This is a genomic window from Paracoccus solventivorans (genome assembly GCF_900142875.1).
GTDB classification, from domain to species: Bacteria; Pseudomonadota; Alphaproteobacteria; order Rhodobacterales; family Rhodobacteraceae; genus Paracoccus; species Paracoccus solventivorans.
On record NZ_FRCK01000006.1, the window covers coordinates 123,404 to 139,213 of the forward strand.

The 15,810-nt window shown below is 67.5% G+C and carries 12 protein-coding genes and 1 other RNA gene; 4 read left to right on the forward strand and 9 right to left on the reverse strand.

The genetic code is table 11. The features are described 5' to 3' along the window. Window positions 1-106 precede the first annotated feature (106 nt). The gene (gene rpmG / locus BUB57_RS10625) at window positions 107-274 is read left to right on the forward strand and encodes a 50S ribosomal protein L33 (RefSeq protein WP_011750518.1); all 168 of its coding nucleotides are present in this window, start codon (window positions 107-109) and stop codon (window positions 272-274) included. Window positions 275-468: 194 nt separating this feature from the next. Here the strand turns inward: rpmG and BUB57_RS10630 are convergent, their stop codons facing one another. The 3 genes from BUB57_RS10630 to BUB57_RS10640 form a co-directional block, all read right to left on the reverse strand. Further along, window positions 469-1,068 carry an inner membrane-spanning protein YciB gene (locus BUB57_RS10630; protein ID WP_073066609.1) on the reverse strand — a complete coding sequence of 200 codons (600 nt, stop codon included), beginning with the start codon at window positions 1,066-1,068 and terminating at the stop codon, window positions 469-471. A gap of 19 nt (window positions 1,069-1,087) precedes the next feature. After that, on the reverse strand, window positions 1,088-3,751 hold the full coding sequence (locus BUB57_RS10635; RefSeq protein ID WP_073066612.1) for an ATP-dependent helicase: 2,664 nt from the start codon (window positions 3,749-3,751) through the stop codon (window positions 1,088-1,090). A 75-nt stretch (window positions 3,752-3,826) separates the two neighbouring features. Further along, entirely contained in the window at window positions 3,827-4,807 is a 981-nt protein-coding gene (locus BUB57_RS10640; protein ID WP_073066615.1) for a TerC/Alx family metal homeostasis membrane protein, read from the reverse strand. Window positions 4,808-4,956: 149 nt separating this feature from the next. On the opposite strand from BUB57_RS10640, the gene BUB57_RS10645 reads away from it, so the two are divergent. Then, window positions 4,957-6,123, forward strand: a complete 1,167-nt coding sequence (locus tag BUB57_RS10645; RefSeq protein WP_073066618.1) for an aminotransferase class I/II-fold pyridoxal phosphate-dependent enzyme — start codon at window positions 4,957-4,959, stop codon at window positions 6,121-6,123. Window positions 6,124-6,207: 84 nt separating this feature from the next. Continuing rightward, window positions 6,208-7,170 (forward strand): GTP cyclohydrolase FolE2, encoded by a 963-nt coding sequence (folE2, locus tag BUB57_RS10650; RefSeq protein WP_073066621.1) that lies wholly within the window; start codon window positions 6,208-6,210, stop codon window positions 7,168-7,170. 492 nt (window positions 7,171-7,662) lie between these two features. On the opposite strand, the gene rnpB is transcribed toward folE2, so the two are convergent. Further along, window positions 7,663-8,047, reverse strand: an RNA gene (gene rnpB / locus BUB57_RS10655) — RNase P RNA component class A. A 55-nt stretch (window positions 8,048-8,102) separates the two neighbouring features. Then, window positions 8,103-9,197, reverse strand: coding sequence for a DUF1223 domain-containing protein (locus BUB57_RS10660; RefSeq protein WP_084732090.1), 1,095 nt, complete (start codon window positions 9,195-9,197; stop codon window positions 8,103-8,105). 232 nt (window positions 9,198-9,429) lie between these two features. Here BUB57_RS10660 and acnA point away from each other — a divergent pair, with 232 nt between their 5' ends. Next, window positions 9,430-12,204, forward strand: a complete 2,775-nt coding sequence (acnA, locus tag BUB57_RS10665) for an aconitate hydratase AcnA (RefSeq protein WP_073066623.1) — start codon at window positions 9,430-9,432, stop codon at window positions 12,202-12,204. A 104-nt stretch (window positions 12,205-12,308) separates the two neighbouring features. On the opposite strand, the gene ggt is transcribed toward acnA, so the two are convergent. From ggt to BUB57_RS10685, 4 genes are all read right to left on the reverse strand, one after another. Then, the gene (gene ggt, locus BUB57_RS10670) at window positions 12,309-14,120 is read right to left on the reverse strand and encodes a gamma-glutamyltransferase (RefSeq protein ID WP_073066626.1); all 1,812 of its coding nucleotides are present in this window, start codon (window positions 14,118-14,120) and stop codon (window positions 12,309-12,311) included. A 265-nt stretch (window positions 14,121-14,385) separates the two neighbouring features. After that, entirely contained in the window at window positions 14,386-14,934 is a 549-nt protein-coding gene (locus BUB57_RS10675) for a DsbE family thiol:disulfide interchange protein (RefSeq protein ID WP_073066629.1), read from the reverse strand. Then, the gene (ccmD, locus tag BUB57_RS10680) at window positions 14,927-15,073 is read right to left on the reverse strand and encodes a heme exporter protein CcmD (RefSeq protein ID WP_200796444.1); all 147 of its coding nucleotides are present in this window, start codon (window positions 15,071-15,073) and stop codon (window positions 14,927-14,929) included. Before ccmD ends, BUB57_RS10675 begins: the two co-directional genes overlap by 8 nt. Continuing rightward, the gene (locus tag BUB57_RS10685) at window positions 15,070-15,795 is read right to left on the reverse strand and encodes a heme ABC transporter permease (protein WP_073066632.1); all 726 of its coding nucleotides are present in this window, start codon (window positions 15,793-15,795) and stop codon (window positions 15,070-15,072) included. The genes ccmD and BUB57_RS10685 overlap by 4 nt, the downstream gene beginning before the upstream one ends. Window positions 15,796-15,810: the final 15 nt, after the last annotated feature.

Sequence of the window (15,810 nt, forward strand, 5' to 3'; positions counted from 1 at the left end):
AGAATCCGGTTGACTCGGGCAGGCATCTGCTTAAAAGGCAGGCTTCACAGGATTTCACGGGGTTCTCGGACGGCCAACGGCCCGCCCCGAAGCAGGAGCAGGACCAATGGCGAAGCCGACGACGATCAAGATCCGTCTGAACTCGACGGCGGGCACCGGGCATTTCTATGTCACCAAGAAAAACGCCCGGACCATGACCGAAAAGATGACGGTCAACAAATACGACCCCGTCGTGCGCAAGCACGTCGAATACAAGGAAGGCAAGATCAAGTAAGATCGCGCCGTTCCGCAAGGATCAGGACCGCGCCCGGCAGCTCGCCGTGGCGCGGTTTTCTTTTCTGGTGAAAGGGGGGCTTTGCCCCCCGGCGCGTGGCGCCACTGCCGTGGCCTTGCTCGCTGAAAACAGTCCACCGGAATGTTTTCCGGGCGCTTGCAAGCCCCCAGGATATTTCTGGACGGAAGATGCCTTCAGCCGGCGTCGGGGCGGGAATCCTCGGCCGTGGAGTGGCGGGCGAACAGGGGCGCGTTGGCGGCAAAGAAGCCCAAGGTCAGCAGGATCAGGCCCACGGTCTTGAACACCACCCAGGTGGTGTCGGACTGGGTGCGCCAGATCGCCTCGTTCAGAACGGCGAGGCCAAGGCAGAACCAGATCAGCCGCATGGTGAGGATGCGCCAGCCCTCGGGCGACAGCGGCAGCGCCTCGCCCATGGCGGCGGCCAGCCAGTTGCGGCGCAGCGCCACCCCGGTCGCCAGCAGCGCGGCGAAGATCAGGTAGATCAGCGTCGGCTTCATCTTGATGAAGCGGGGGTCGTTCAGCCAGATGGTCAGCCCGCCGAACACCACCACCACCGCCAGCGTCACCAGCTGCATCACCGACAGCGTGCCGGTGCGCGCCCAGAGGATCCAGTTCGCCGCCACCGTCAGCGGCACGAACACCAGCGTGGCGAGGATCAGCCCCGGGTAGCCCTGCCCCCACAGCGTGACGGTTTCATTTCGGTAAAGCAGGAACACGGCGAGGAAGACCACCAGCGGCCCATAGTCGAGCAGCGTCTTGAGTTTGGGGGACATGGGGGCTTTCCTTGCTGGTTCAGAACGGCACGTCGTCGGGCGTCACGTCCGGGGCGGCGGTGGCAGCGGGCTGGACATAGGCCGCCTTGATGGTCTTGAAACCGGCCGGGAACTCGACCGTCAAGGTGTCTTCGGCGATGCCCATGATGCTGCCGGTGCCGAATTTCTGGTGGAACACCCGGTCGCCGACCGCGAAACGCGCCGCAGGCTCGGCGTCGATGGTGATGGGGGTGCGGTGGACCGGCGCCGGCCGGGCGGCGGCACGGTCCTGCATCCGCTTCCACCCCGGCGAGTTGTAGACATCGGCGCGCGAGGCGCGGTCGTGCATCGACGATTGCGCAAAGGGCTGCGCCGCGGCGCCGTAGCCGCCATTGTAGAGCCCGGGCGGGGTCAGCACCTCGATGTGATCCTCGGGCAGCTCGTCGATGAAGCGCGAGGGCAGCGAGGACTGCCATTGCCCGTAGAGGCGGCGATTGCCGGCAAAGCTGATCGTCGCCAGCTCCTCGGCCCTTGTCAGGCCGACATAGGCCAGCCGTCGTTCCTCCTCGAGCCCCTTCAGCCCCGATTCGTCCATGCTGCGCTGGCTGGGAAACAGACCGTCCTCCCACCCCGGCAGGAACACGATGGGGTATTCCAGCCCCTTGGCGGCGTGCAGCGTCATGATCGAGACCTCCTCGGCCTGCTCGCCCTCGGCCGCGTCCATCACCAGCGCCACATGCTCAAGGAAGCCCTGCAGGTTGTCGAACTCTTCCAGCGCCTTGACCAGCTCCTTGAGGTTGTCGAGCCTGCCCGGCGCGTCGGGCGACTTGTCGTTCTGCCACATGGCGGTGTAGCCGGTCTCGTCCAGGATCCGCTCGGCCAGCGCCACGTGGCTGGCGCGGCTGTCCAGCGCCTCGGCGTGGAAGGCGCCCATCTGCTCGACCAGCCGCCGCAGCGCCGCCGCGGCCTTGCCCGACAGCCCGCCCCCCGCCACCACCGCCGCCGCGCCTTCCAGCAGCGACAGCCCGCGCTCGCGCGCCTCGCGCTGGATGGTCTGCAGCGCCTTGGGGCCGAGCCCGCGCCTGGGGGTGTTCACGATCCGCTCAAAGGCGAGGTCGTCGGTGGGGCTGACCGCCAGCCGGAAATACCCCATGGCGTCGCGGATTTCCTGGCGTTCGTAGAAGCGCGGGCCGCCGATCACCCGGTAGGGCAGGCCGATGGTCAGGAAACGATCCTCGAACGCCCGCATCTGGTGGCTGGCGCGCACGAGGATGGCGATTTCGTTAAGTGAATATTTTTGGACTACATATGACTGCACCGCTCCAAGCATGTTGCCAGCGGCTCTGGTGTTTTCCTCTGCTTGCAGCAGGTTCAGCACCAAGTTGTAGGTTTTCAAGTTCCTATAAACTTCGCCGCTTTCAAATGCCTGACGAATGTAGCCGTGCTTTTCAATTGGTCCGAGACCAGCCTTGGAGCGCCGATCTAGCTCTTGCTCGAAACTCTCTAGACGCGGATTGTATCGGCTTTTCGCCTCCGCTGATCGACCACTGTGATGATCCTCGATCTTCTCGCCGATCCAGCGGGCCTCGGCCTCGCTGTCCCAATGGCCGATTAACCGGACTTTTTCGCCGTCCTGTGCGTCGGTCCATAGCTCTTTTCCAAGCCGCCCCTTGTTATGTTCGATCAGCCCCGAGGCGGCGGCAAGAATATGCGGGGTCGAGCGATAGTTCTGTTCCAGCCGGATCACCTGGGCGCCGGGGAAATCCGCCTCGAACCGCAGGATGTTGCCGACCTCGGCCCCGCGCCAGCCATAGATCGACTGGTCGTCGTCGCCGACGCAGCAGATGTTGCGGTGCCCCTGCGCCAGCAGCCGCAGCCACAGATATTGCGCGACGTTGGTGTCCTGGTATTCGTCGACCAGGATATAGCGGAAACGGTCCTGCCATTGCGCCAGCACGTCCGGATGCGCCTGGAAGATATTTACGCAGTGCATCAGCAGATCGCCGAAGTCGACGGCGTTGAGTTCCAGCAGCCGACGCTGATATTGCGCGTAGATTTCGCCAACCGAGACTTTGTGACTGACCCCCACAAGTGGCGCGTTCGGAATGCGCTCCATTATTGGACCCTGCGATCTCGGATCATTGCTTGGGCGCTCATGCCGGTTTTTGAAGTTATCAATATGCCCAGCAACCCACCGCACACTCCATCGTTGCTGGTCAACCGCTTCTGCCACCATTAATTGCTTGAGCAACCGCAACTGGTCGTCGGTGTCCAGGATGGTGAAGCCGGGCTTCAGATGCAGCTCGCCGTCGCCCACCAGCTCGGCATGGCGGCGCAGGATCTTGACGCTGATGGAATGGAAGGTGCCCAGCCAGGGCATCCCCTCGACCGTCTCGCCCAGCAGCCGGGCCACGCGCTCCTTCATCTCGCGCGCGGCCTTGTTGGTGAAGGTGACGGCGAGGATGCGGCCCGGGGTGGCGCGGCCTTGCATCAGCAGATGCGCGATGCGGGTGGTCAGGGCGCGGGTCTTGCCGGTTCCGGCGCCCGCCAGCAGCAGCACCGGCCCGTCCAGCGTCTCCACCGCCAGCCGCTGCGCCGGGTTCAGCCCGTCCAGATAGGGGGCGGGCCGCGGCGCCATCGCCCGCTGCGACAGCGAGGGACGGGAAGCGGCCTCGAAGGCGTCGTGATCGTCGAACTGGCTCATGGCCTGCAACATAGAGAAGCCGCGGGCCGCTGCAAAGCCCGCGTTCCCATTCCGTTCGCATTTTGCACGGTTCGGTTACCGCCGGGCCTCGCCGGACCGGGGCGCGCTGCGGACCAGCGACACCGCCACGCCCGTGGCGAGGATCGCGAATGTCACCCCCAGCGACAGCGCGGCCGGGACCTTCTCGATCCCCAGCGCCTCGGCCACCACCACCTTGCCGCCGATGAAGATCAGCAGCACCGCCAGCGCCGGCTTCAGCCCCGAGAAGCGGTGCAGCACCGCGGCCAGCGCGAAATACAGCGCCCGCAGGCCAAGGATGGCGAAGATGTTCGAGGTATAGACCAGATAGGGATCGGTGGTGATCGCAAAGATCGCCGGTACCGAATCGACCGCGAACACCACGTCGGCGAACTCGATCGCCACCAGCGCCAGGAACAGCGGCGTCACGAACAGCCGCATCCGGCCCGAGGCGTCGGGCTGGCGCACCACGAAGCGATGGCCCGCGAAATCCTGCGTCACCCGCAGGTTGCGGCGCAGCCAGCGCAGCAGCCGGTTGTCGGCCACGCCCGATTCGTGGTCGTCCCCGCTCAGCAGCATCCGCGCCCCGGTCAGGATCAGGAAGGCCGCAAAGACCAGCAGCACCCATTCGTAGCGCTGCACCAGCGCCGCGCCGAAGCCGATCATCACCGCGCGCAGCACGATCACCCCCAGGATGCCCCAGAACAGCACCCGGTGCTGCAGATGCCGCGGCACCGCAAAGGCGCCGAAGATCGTAGCGATCACGAAGATGTTGTCCATGGCCAGCGATTTCTCGACCACGAAGCCGGTCCAGTATTCCACCGCCGGTTCAAGCCCCAGCTGCGCCCAGACGAAGCCGCCGAACCCCAGCCCGATGGTGATGTAGAACGCCGACAGCAGCAGCGACTTGCGCACGCCGATTTCCTGCTGGCCGCGGTTCAGCACGCCCAGGTCCAGCGCCAGCAGCCCCAAGACCAAGGTCAGGAAAACCGCCCACATCCAGAGGGGCTGGCCAAGAAACAGGGAAGAAAGCTCCACGGTGATCTCCGACGGATGTTGCGTGATGCGACCGACATCACGATCCGCACAGATCGCCAGAGGGGCCCGGTCGGCTGTCCATCTAGGGCCTTGGCCGCAGCCGTCAAGGGGCGATTGCGCTTTATTTGCGACAGGCGTATGCGACGAACATGCCAGATCGCCCGCTTCACCCCCGCACCCGCGCCGTCCACCACGGCATCCGCCGCAGCCAGTACGGCGAAATGGCCGAGGCGCTGTTCCTGACCCAGGGCTTTGCCTATGACAGCGCCGAACAGGCCGAGGCGAGGTTCCAGCACAGCGGCCCGGACGAGTTCATCTATGCCCGCTACGGCAACCCCACCAGCCGCATGTTCGAGGACCGGATGGCCAGCCTCGAAGGCACCGAGGACGCGTTCGCGACCGCCTCGGGCATGGCGGCGGTCAACGGGGCGCTGATGGCGGTGGCCGCGCCCGGCAGCCGCATCGTCGCGGCGCGGCAGCTGTTCGGATCTTGCCTTTACGTGCTGGAGCTGCTGCGCAAGTTCGGGGTCGAGGTGGTGCTGATCGACGGCACCGACCTTAACCAGTGGCGGGATGCGGTGACGCCGGGGACCGCGGCCTGTTTCCTGGAAACCGTGTCGAACCCCACGCTCGAGGTGATGGACCTGGCCGGGATCGCCAAGATCGCCCATGCGGCCGGCGCGCTGGTCATCGCCGACAACGTGTTCGCGACGCCGGTGTTCAGCCGCGCGGTGGAACTGGGCGCCGATGTGGTGGTCTATTCCACCACCAAGCATGTCGATGGCGGCGGGCGGGCGCTGGGCGGGGTGATCTGCGGCAGCCGCGAGTTCGTGCGGACCCGGGCGGAACCCTATCTCAAGCACACCGGGGGCGCGATCTCGCCCTTCAACGCCTGGATCATGCTGAACGGGCTGACCACCATGGAGCTGCGGGTCCGCGCCATGGCCGACAGCGCGCTGGCGGTGGCGCAGGCGCTGCAGGGCGCCGGGGTGCGGGTGATCTATCCGGGACTGCCCGAACATCCCCAGCACGCGCTGGCGATGCGGCAGATCGGCTCGGGTGGGACCATGATCGCGCTGGACCTGGGCTCGAAACAGGCGGCCTTCGCGATGCTGGACCGGCTGCGGCTGGTGTCGATCTCGAACAACCTGGGCGATGCCAAGTCGATCGTCACCCACCCCGCCACCACCACCCACCAGCGCCTGCCCGAGGCCGAGCGCGAGGGGCTGGGCATCGGCCCGGGGCTGCTGCGGCTGTCGGTGGGGCTGGAACATCCCGACGACCTGATCGCCGACCTGCTGGGCGCGCTGGCCTAGGCAAGATCGCCTATGGTCGCACGGGGTGCTGGCCTTTTGCCGGCGGGTGACCATATTCAGCCCAGCCAAGCTGAAAGACCTGCCATGACCGAACACCGGCCGCCGCCCTCCGTCCCGCCCGCGCTCAGCCGCGAATACCCGGATGATTTCCGGGTGGACGAGGCCTATCGCGCCACCCTGCCCGACCTGCAGAACGGCCCGGCCAGCCTGATCGTCGGCGCCCGCAAGGCGATCCAGCATGTGGGGATTTCCAATTTCCGCCTGCCGATCCGCTATCGCCGCAAGGAAGGCGGCGAGATCCTGCTGGAAACCAGCGTGACCGGCACCGTCAGCCTCGATGCCGACCGCAAGGGCATCAACATGAGCCGGATCATGCGGTCTTTCTACACCCACGCGGAACAGCAGTTCTCGCTGGGGGTGCTGGCGGCGGCGGTCAGCGACTACAAGGACCACCTGGACAGTTTCGATGCGCGGCTGCAGATGCGGCTGTCCTATCCGATGAAGGTCGGCTCGCTGCGTTCGGGGCTGGAGGGCTGGCAATATTACGACATCGCGATGGAGTTGATCGACCAGGGCGGGCAGCGGCTGCGGGTGATGCATTTCGACTATGTGTATTCCTCGACCTGCCCCTGCTCGCTGGAGCTGGCCGAACATGCCCGCACGGCGAGGGCGCAGCTGGCGACCCCGCATTCCCAGCGCTCGGTTGCCCGTATTTCCGCGGTGATGGCGGGCGACGAGAAGCTGTGGTTCGAGGACATGGTGGCGCTGTGCCGCCGCGCCGTCGCCACCGAGACGCAGGTGATGGTCAAGCGCGAGGACGAGCAGGCATTCGCAGAACTGAACGCCGCCAACCCGATCTTCGTCGAGGACGCGGTGCGCGCCTTCGCCCACGAGCTCGAGCTCGATCCCCGAATCGGCGATTTCCGCGTCATCGCCAGCCACCAGGAATCGCTGCACTCCCACGACGCGGTAAGCCTGCTGACGGAAGGGCCCACCTTCGCGCAGGCGAGCCTGGATCCGAATATTTTTGCGGGGCTGCGGGTGTAGGGGCTGGTTGCCTTAGCTGTCGGCGGTAGCCTTCTGTAATACCACGAAAATGAGCGAGCGCCGGGGAAGTCGGTTCTGAGGCGCTGCCGTCCCTGATAAGGGCGCCCTGCCAACTGGAGCCGACCTCGGTGCGAGCAAGGCTCGACCCTGTAGCTTTTCCGGGTGGATTCGGAACGAGCTCGCATCCGCATGAGATATCGGCGGCAATTGATTATAATATAATAAAAATATGCGAGTGCGCTGCATGTGTCGCCGTCCCTGCAGCGCACTCCCGCCGAACAAGCACCAGCCGCTTCCAAGAGTCGGCTCCGATGGGTTTATGGCCGCCGGGCCGATTCATGCATCAGCTATATGACGCAACCGATTGTAAATTTAACAAGATACATGGGCCTGCAGTCACGCTTTGCGAAACAGCGCACCTTCCTGCTGGCCGCAGCTCGCCACCCCTGCGGCCGCACGACCGCCCGCAACCCCTCAACAGACAAGAAAAACACGCGCGGATGGCCTGTAAGCCGGGTTCTGTCCGGGGGCTTGCGCCCCGTGGATGACCATTCCTCTGGCCCCGCCGTTGCCGGCGGGATCTAGCTGCCAACCCGGATCTGCTGGGGCGCAGGCGGCCCTGCGGGGTTGCCCCCGCGCGCGATCCCTATTCGGCATTGCTCCTGGTGGGGCTTGCCGTGCCGGTCCGGTTGCCCGTCCCGCGGTGGGCCTTTACCCCACCGTTTCACCCTTGCCCTGCACAAGGCGGGGCGGTCTGTTCTCTGTGGCGCTTTCCCTGGGGTTGCCCCCGCCGGGCGTTACCCGGCACCATGCCTGCATGGAGCCCGGACTTTCCTCGAACGGCGAAACCACCGCCCGCGGTCATCCGGCCATCCGCGCGTGACGGGGATATGCGCAGGCCCGGGCGCCGGGTCAAGATGCTGCGCGACGGCTCAGTCCAGCCGCACCGCCGCCAGGATCGGCCCCGGCCGCCCCGGCCCCAGCGCCTGCTGCACCAGCAGCGCGTGGCTGGTGTCGTCGGGAAAGCGGTCGTCGGCGTCGACTCCGGCGCGGATGGTCAGGCGCAGCGGCGCGCGCGCGGTCCAGTGGGTCAGCAGCTCGGCCCCCACCACCACGTTGCGGTAGTCCAGCGTCATGCCGCGGTTCTCGCCGGCCTCGACCTGCACGCTGCGCCGGGGCAGGAAGCGGATCAGCAGCACATCCACCCCGCCCGGGATCGCGGCGCGGGGGGTCAGCTGGATCACATGCGCCTCGCCTTCCTCGGTGGCGGTGACCATCACCGCCGAGGGGCGGGCGGCGTGGGCCTCGATCACCGACAGCAGCGCGGCGCGGCCGGTCCCCAGCAGCGTGTCCTGGCCGTCGACGATGATCTGTGGGGTGTAGACGCCGCGCTCGCCGGCGACGGCGGCGTAGCCCTCTTGCCGGGCGGTGTGGGCCGGGCTGGCGAAGCCGTCCGCCCAGCCCAGGTAGTCCCAGTAATCGACATGCCAGGTCAGCGCGAGCACCCCAGGCGCATCGGCCAGCCCCGCGACCAGCCGGTCGGCGGGCGGGCACGAGGAACAGCCCTGCGCGGTGAACAGCTCGACCACCACCGGCGGCGCGCCCAGGATCGGCTTGCGCGCTGCGGTTGCGGCGGTCCCGGCTGCGGCCATCGGGGCCAGGGCGGGCGCGGCGCCGGGCGCCATGCCTTGCGGGGCCAGCGAGAACGCGCCCTCCGGGGTGGCCTTGGCGGCGCCCATTGGCGCCTCGATCACGCCGATGCCGGGTGCGGGGTCGAACTCGGCGCCCAGGGGATCGGTGGCGCCATTTGCCGCAGCCCCCGCCGGGCCCCCGGCCGGCTCGCCCGCCGGAGCCGCAGCCTCTGCCGGTCCGGCCGCCTGCGCGTCGCCGTCGGGGCCCGCCGTCTGCGCCATGGCCGCGGGGGCGGCAATCAGGGCCAGCGCCAGCCCCAGCGCCTGCCCCGCCCCCAAGATCCGCCGCGAAATCCCGCGCGGGAGTCCCTGCGGAACCCGATGAAGAACTGCCATTGTCATTGCCTTGGAATTAGGTCAGCCAGACCCCGTCCGCCAAATCAACGCTTCGTTAGCAGCGGCGCACGCGGCCCGCCACGAGTTGAGACTTGCATCCCGCCGCGCATTTGTATACCGTCGCATACAACTCGCCGCCACCCCTGCCCTCACCCCGCGCTTGCACCCGGGGGTGAGTCGGGGCAATCGGGGCGTTGCCAGCCACCTTGTTCATACTGAGGACGCACAGCCCATGCCGATCGTCACCGGAACCGACACCGCCAAGACCCGCCGCGACCTGACGGTCGGCGGGCAGAAAGTGTCCTATTACTCGATCCCCGCCGCGACCGAGGCCGGTCTGGGCGATTTTTCCCGCCTGCCCGCCGCGCTGAAGGTCGTGCTGGAAAACATGCTGCGGTTCGAGGACGGCGGCTTCACGGTCAGCGTCGATGACATCAAGGCCTTCGCCGACTGGGCGCAGAACGGCGGCAAATCGGACCGCGAGATCGCCTATCGCCCCGCGCGGGTGCTGATGCAGGACTTCACCGGCGTGCCGGCGGTGGTGGACCTGGCCGCGATGCGCGACGGCATCAAGGCACTGGGCGGGAACGCGCAAAAGATCAACCCGCTGAACCCGGTCGATCTGGTCATCGACCACTCGGTGATGGTCGATGAGTTCGGCAACCCCCGCGCCTTCCAGCGCAACGTCGATCTGGAATACGCCCGCAACATGGAGCGCTACCAGTTCCTGAAATGGGGCCAGGGCGCGTTCAACAACTTCCGCGTGGTGCCGCCCGGGACCGGCATCTGCCATCAGGTGAACCTGGAATATCTGGCGCAGACCGTCTGGACCGACACCGACCAGACCGGCGCCACCGTCGCCTATCCCGACACGCTGGTCGGCACCGACAGCCACACCACCATGGTGAACGGCTTGGCCGTGCTGGGCTGGGGCGTCGGCGGGATCGAGGCCGAGGCCGCGATGCTGGGCCAGCCGGTGTCGATGCTGATCCCCGAGGTCGTCGGCTTCAAGGTCACCGGCGCCCTGCGCGAGGGTGTGACCGCCACCGACCTGGTGCTTAAAGTCGTCAAGATGCTGCGCGACCACAAGGTGGTCGGCAAGTTCGTCGAGTTCTACGGGCCCGGCCTCGACAACATGCCGCTGGCCGACCGCGCCACCATCGCCAACATGGCCCCCGAATACGGCGCCACCTGCGGGTTCTTCCCGGTCGATGCGGAAACCCTGCGTTACCTGCGCCAGACCGGCCGCGACGAATCCCGCATCGCGCTGGTCGAGGCTTACGCCAAGGAAAACGGCTTCTGGCGCAGCGAAGACTATGATCCGATCTATACCTCGACCCTGCATCTGGACCTTGGCGACGTGGTGCCGGCGATCTCGGGCCCCAAGCGGCCGCAGGATCACGTGGCGCTGGATGCCGCCGCGCAGACCTTTGCCGAATACATCCACGGCATCCGGGTGGCGCCGTCGGCCCCCGCCGTGCAGAAATCCGAGATGACCGAGGAAGGCGGCGCCCCCGCCCCCGATCACATCCCCGGCGACAACCGCAAGCGCGGCCTGACCTGCACGCTGAACGGCGAAACGTTCCAGCTGTGCGACGGTTCGGTGGTGATCGCGGCGATCACCTCCTGCACCAACACCTCGAACCCCTATGTGCTGATGGCCGCCGGGCTGGTGGCAAAAAAGGCGCATGAGCTGGGGCTGACCCGCAAGCCCTGGGTCAAGACCTCGCTGGCGCCGGGCTCGCAGGTGGTGGCCGAATATCTCGAGGCCGCCGGGCTGCAGCAGCATCTGGACGCGCTGGGGTTCAACCTGGTCGGCTTCGGCTGCACCACCTGCATCGGCAACTCGGGGCCGCTGGACCCGGCGATCTCCAAGTCGATCAACGACCACGATCTGGTGGCGGTGTCGGTGCTGTCGGGCAACCGCAACTTCGAGGGCCGGATCAGCCCCGACGTGCGCGCCAACTATCTGGCCAGCCCGCCGCTGGTCGTGGCCTATGCCATCGCCGGCGACATGAACATCGACCTGACGCGCGAGCCGCTGGGCAAGTCCAAGGACGGGCAGGACGTCTATCTGAAGGACATCTGGCCCAGCTCGCAGGAGGTGTCGGACCTGGTGGACCGCATCGTCACCCGCGAGATGTTCATCGAGAAATACGCCGACGTGTTCAAGGGCGACGAGCGCTGGCAGGGGGTCGAGGTCACCGACAGCGAGACCTATGACTGGCCGCCGGAATCGACCTATATCCAGAACCCGCCCTATTTCCAGGGCATGGGCCGCGAGCCGGGGGTGATCTCGGACATCTCGGGCGCGCGCGTGCTGGCGGTGCTGGGCGACATGATCACCACCGACCACATCTCGCCCGCCGGCTCGTTCAAGCCGACCACTCCGGCCGGGAAATACCTGACCGAGCGGCAGGTCGCGCCCAAGGACTTCAACAGCTACGGCTCGCGCCGCGGCAACCACGAAGTGATGATGCGCGGCACCTTCGCCAATATCCGCATTCGCAACGAGATGCTGGACGGGGTCGAGGGCGGCTATACCAAGGGCCCCGACGGGCAGGAGACCTCGATCTACGACGCCGCGATGGAATATCAGGCGCAGGGCGTGCCACTGATCGTGGTGGGCGGCGTGGAATACGGCGCCGGCTCGTCGCGCGACTGGGCGGCCAAGGGCACCAACCTGCTGGGCGTCAAGGCGGTGATCGCCGAAAGCTTCGAGCGTATCCACCGCTCGAACCTGGTCGGCATGGGCGTGGTCCCGTTCGAGTTCACCGGCGGCGACAACCGCAAGACCCTGGGGCTGACCGGGGACGAGGTGATCTCGATCACCGGGCTGGCCGGCGACTTCAAGCCGCTGTCGCTGGTTCCGGCGGTGATCCGCTATGCCGACGGCTCGGAAAAGACCGTGCAGCTGAAGGCCCGCGTCGATACCGAGGTCGAGATCGAATATCTCAAGAACGGCGGCGTGCTGCATTACGTGCTGCGCAACCTCGCCAAGGGCTGAGCCCCTCGCGTTCAGGCAAAAAGGAAACCCCGGCCGCTGCGGCCGGGGTTTTTCGTTGCGGGTTCGTTGTGTGGCGGGCGGCTCAGCCGCCGATGGAGCGGGTCTCAGCCGCCGATGGCGATCCCTTCGCGCCGCGGGTCGGCGCCGCCCTGCAACCCGTCGGGCGTGATCACGATGGATTGCAGCCCCGAGGTCTGGGCGCTCTCCTCATCAATCTCGAACCCCAGCGACACCAGCTCGGCGGCCAGTTCAGGGGCACGGCCCGGCTCGACCTCCATCTTGCCGAAACGGTTGAGGATATTGGGCGCGGCCACCGCCCGCTGCGGGTCCATGCCCCAGTCCAGTTGCGCGATGATCGCACGGGCAACATAGCCGATGATGCGGCTGCCGCCCGGGGAGCCCACCACCATCGCGGGCTTGCCGTCCTTCATCACGATGGTCGGCGCCATCGAGGACCGCGGCCGCTTGCCCGGCGCCAGCGCATTGGCGATCACCGCGCCGGCGTCGTCATGGGTGCGGAAGGAAAAATCCGTCAACTCGTTGTTCAGCAGGAAGCCATTGGTCATCAGCCGCGCGCCGAAACCGTTCTCGATGGTGGTGGTCATCGACAGGGCGTTACCGTGGCTGTCCACGATCGAGATATGCGTGGTCGAGGGCAGTTCCAGCGATTCGTCCTGCCCCCACAGCGCCGCATGGGTCCAGCCCGGCGCGCCGGCGGCGACCTCGGGCAGGCTGTCGTCGCCGGCCAGCAGCTTGCCACGCTCGGCCAGATAAGCGGGATCGACCAGCCCCGCGGTCGGGACCGGCACATGGTCGGGGTCGGCCATGTAGCGTTCGCGGTCGGCAAAGGCCAGCCGCGAGGCATCGCCGATCAGCCGCCAGCTTTCCGGGCTTTCCGCCCCCAGCGCAGCAAGGTCATAGCCGCCCAGCATCCCGAGGATCTGCCCCACCGTCAGCCCGCCCGAGGACGGCGGCCCCATCCCGCAGATGTCATGCGCGCGGTATTCGATACAGACCGCCGGACGCTCGATCACCCGATAGGCCGCAAGGTCGGCAGTGGACAGCAGCCCCGGATTGCCGGTGGCACCGCGCACCGTGGCGGCGATGCTTTCGGCGATGGGGCCGCGATAGAACCCGTCAGCCCCCTGCCGGGCCAGCACCCGCAGGGTGTCGGCGTAAGGCTGGTTGGTCAGCACCTGCCCGGCCGCGACCGGCTGCCCGCCGGGAAAGAAATACGCGCTGGTGGCCGGGTCGCCGCGCAGCGCCTCACCCTCGGCCGCGACCAGCTCGGCCAGACGGGGCGACACGGTAAAGCCCAGTTCGGCCAGCCGGATCGGGTCGTCGAACAGCCCGGCCCAGTTCATCAGGCCCCAGCGGCGATGCGCCTCTTCCAGCAAGGCCGGGGTGCCGGGGGTGCCGACCGAGCGGCCGCCGACCACCGCCTCCATGAACTTCATCGGCTCGCCATCGGGGCCAAGGAACAGCGTCGGCGTGGCGTCGCGCGGCGCGGTCTCGCGCCCGTCCAGCGTGGTGAGCGCCCCGGTGGCCGCATCATACCAGACCAGGAACGCCCCGCCGCCGAGGCCCGAGCTTTGCGGCTCGACCAGCCCCAGCACCGCCTGCACCGCGATCATCGCATCGGCGGCGCTGCCGCCCTGTTCCAGCACGCGGACGCCGGCCTCGACCGCCAGCGGATGCGCGGCGGCCACCATCCAGTCCTTGCCGGCAACCGCGCGACCCTCGGCCTTGGCGGCCAGCGCGGCGCGCGCCGCCTCGCCCAAAGGGCCAAATTCATCCGCCTGCACGGCGGGCGCGGTCTCGGCCTCGGGCGCGATCGCATCGGTCACCTGCTGCGCCGCGGCCATCTGCACGCTGCCCAGCAGCAGCGCCAGCAGCATCGGTCCGTGTCGTGTCATGGTCCCCTCCCCTTGCAACTCGTGCTGGCAGAGTGGCCCGCACCCCCCTCGCGTTCAACGGGAAATGTCGGACGGGACTGTCTGCGCCCGCGCGGCCTGGAGCCTTTAGGGCGCGGCCCCTGCTCACGGAACACAGTCCACCGGACCGCTTCCCGGGCGTTCGCCAGCCCCGCGGATACTTGAAAACCGCCCGAAACTCATGCGCTTCGGGCGGTTCCTAAATATCCTGGGGGAGTCCCGAAGGGACGGGGGCAAAGCCCCCATCTTACCGATCCGCAGCCAGCGCCTTGTCCAGCTCGGGGCGGAAGCGATTAGTGTAGTCCTCGCGCACCAGCGGCCCGGCGTGGCGGTGCAGCACGCGGCCCTCGTTATCGAGGATGAAGGTTTCCGGGGGCGCGGTCACGCCCCATTCGATCGCCGTGCGCCCTGACGGGTCGGTGGCAAGCCTGGCAAAAGGATCGCCATGCTCGGCCAGAAAGCGCAGCGCCGCGGGTTCCGGGTCCTTGAGGTCGATGCCGACCACGGTCACGCCCTCTTCAGCGGCCAGCGCGGTCAGCGTGGGATGCTCGGCCCGGCAGGGCGGGCACCAGCTGGCCCAGAAATTGACCAGCACCACGCCATTGCCGCGCAGGTCGGCGTCGGTCAGCTGGGTCTTGCCGGGCAGCGTGGTCCCCGACACCGGCGGCGCCGGTTGCCCGATCAGGGTCGAGGGCAGCGCATTCGGGTCGTCGCGCCCCATGCCCCACAGGAACATCGCGGCCAGCCCGGCGAAGATCACCGGCGGGATGAATGCAAGCGGTGAAATCCTAGCCACGGCGCTCGACCTCCTCCAGCGCGCGGCGGGCGCGGGCGCTGGCAGCCAGCGTCTGCACGATCAGCCCGACGATCAGCACCGCGGAAATCCCCCAGGCGGTCAGCACCGGCACGGCGTAGCGGCCAAGCTCGATCATCATGCGCGCACCTCTCGGGCCAGCAGGGCGGCGGTGCGGCGGCGGCGGATCTCGGTCCGGGTGCGCACCAGCAGCAGCGTCAGGAACAGCAGGAAGAATCCCAGCATGCACAGATACAACGGATATTTGTAGACCGCGCTCATCCGCTCGCCCGGGGCGATGGACAGCGAGGCGCCCTGGTGCAGCCCCTGGTTCCAGAAATTCACCGCATAGCGCGACAGCAGCGCAAAGACCGAGCCGACCAGGCACAGCACCCCGGTCAGGTCGGCGGCGCTGTCAGGGTTCTCGATCGCGCCCCACAGCGCCATGTAGCCCAGATAGAACAGGAACAGGATCAGGAACGAGGTCAGCCGCGGGTCCCATTCCCACCAGGTGCCCCACATCGGCTGCCCCCAGACCGCGCCGGTGACCAGCGCGACCAGCGTCATCACCGCGCCGATGGGGGCAGCGGCGCGGGCGGCCAGCGCGCTGACATGGTGGCGCCGGATCAGCCAGATCAGCGAGGCCGCCAGCATCATCACCCAGATGTTGATCGCCATCATCGCGGCGGGCACATGCAGGAACATGATCTTGACGGTCGAGCCCTGCTTGTAGTCCTCGGGTGTCATCCAGCCCCAGACCAGCCCGGCAGGCAGGCAGATCGCCGCCGCCGCGGCAATCCACGGCAGCGCGGCGCCCGAGACGCGCATGAACTTGACGGGGTTGGCGTATTCCCAGATCGACATGGCGTGCTCTCTAGC

Coding starts and splice junctions, on each gene's coding strand:
- rpmG (WP_011750518.1), top strand. CDS start 107: ATGGCGAAGCCGACGACGATCAAGATCCGTCTGAACTCGACGGCGGGC.
- BUB57_RS10630 (WP_073066609.1), bottom strand. CDS start 1,068: ATGTCCCCCAAACTCAAGACGCTGCTCGACTATGGGCCGCTGGTGGTC.
- BUB57_RS10635 (WP_073066612.1), bottom strand. CDS start 3,751: ATGAGCCAGTTCGACGATCACGACGCCTTCGAGGCCGCTTCCCGTCCC.
- BUB57_RS10645 (WP_073066618.1), top strand. CDS start 4,957: ATGCCAGATCGCCCGCTTCACCCCCGCACCCGCGCCGTCCACCACGGC.
- folE2 (WP_073066621.1), top strand. CDS start 6,208: ATGACCGAACACCGGCCGCCGCCCTCCGTCCCGCCCGCGCTCAGCCGC.
- BUB57_RS10660 (WP_084732090.1), bottom strand. CDS start 9,197: ATGGCAGTTCTTCATCGGGTTCCGCAGGGACTCCCGCGCGGGATTTCG.
- acnA (WP_073066623.1), top strand. CDS start 9,430: ATGCCGATCGTCACCGGAACCGACACCGCCAAGACCCGCCGCGACCTG.
- ggt (WP_073066626.1), bottom strand. CDS start 14,120: ATGACACGACACGGACCGATGCTGCTGGCGCTGCTGCTGGGCAGCGTG.
- ccmD (WP_200796444.1), bottom strand. CDS start 15,073: ATGATGATCGAGCTTGGCCGCTACGCCGTGCCGGTGCTGACCGCCTGG.
- BUB57_RS10685 (WP_073066632.1), bottom strand. CDS start 15,795: ATGTCGATCTGGGAATACGCCAACCCCGTCAAGTTCATGCGCGTCTCG.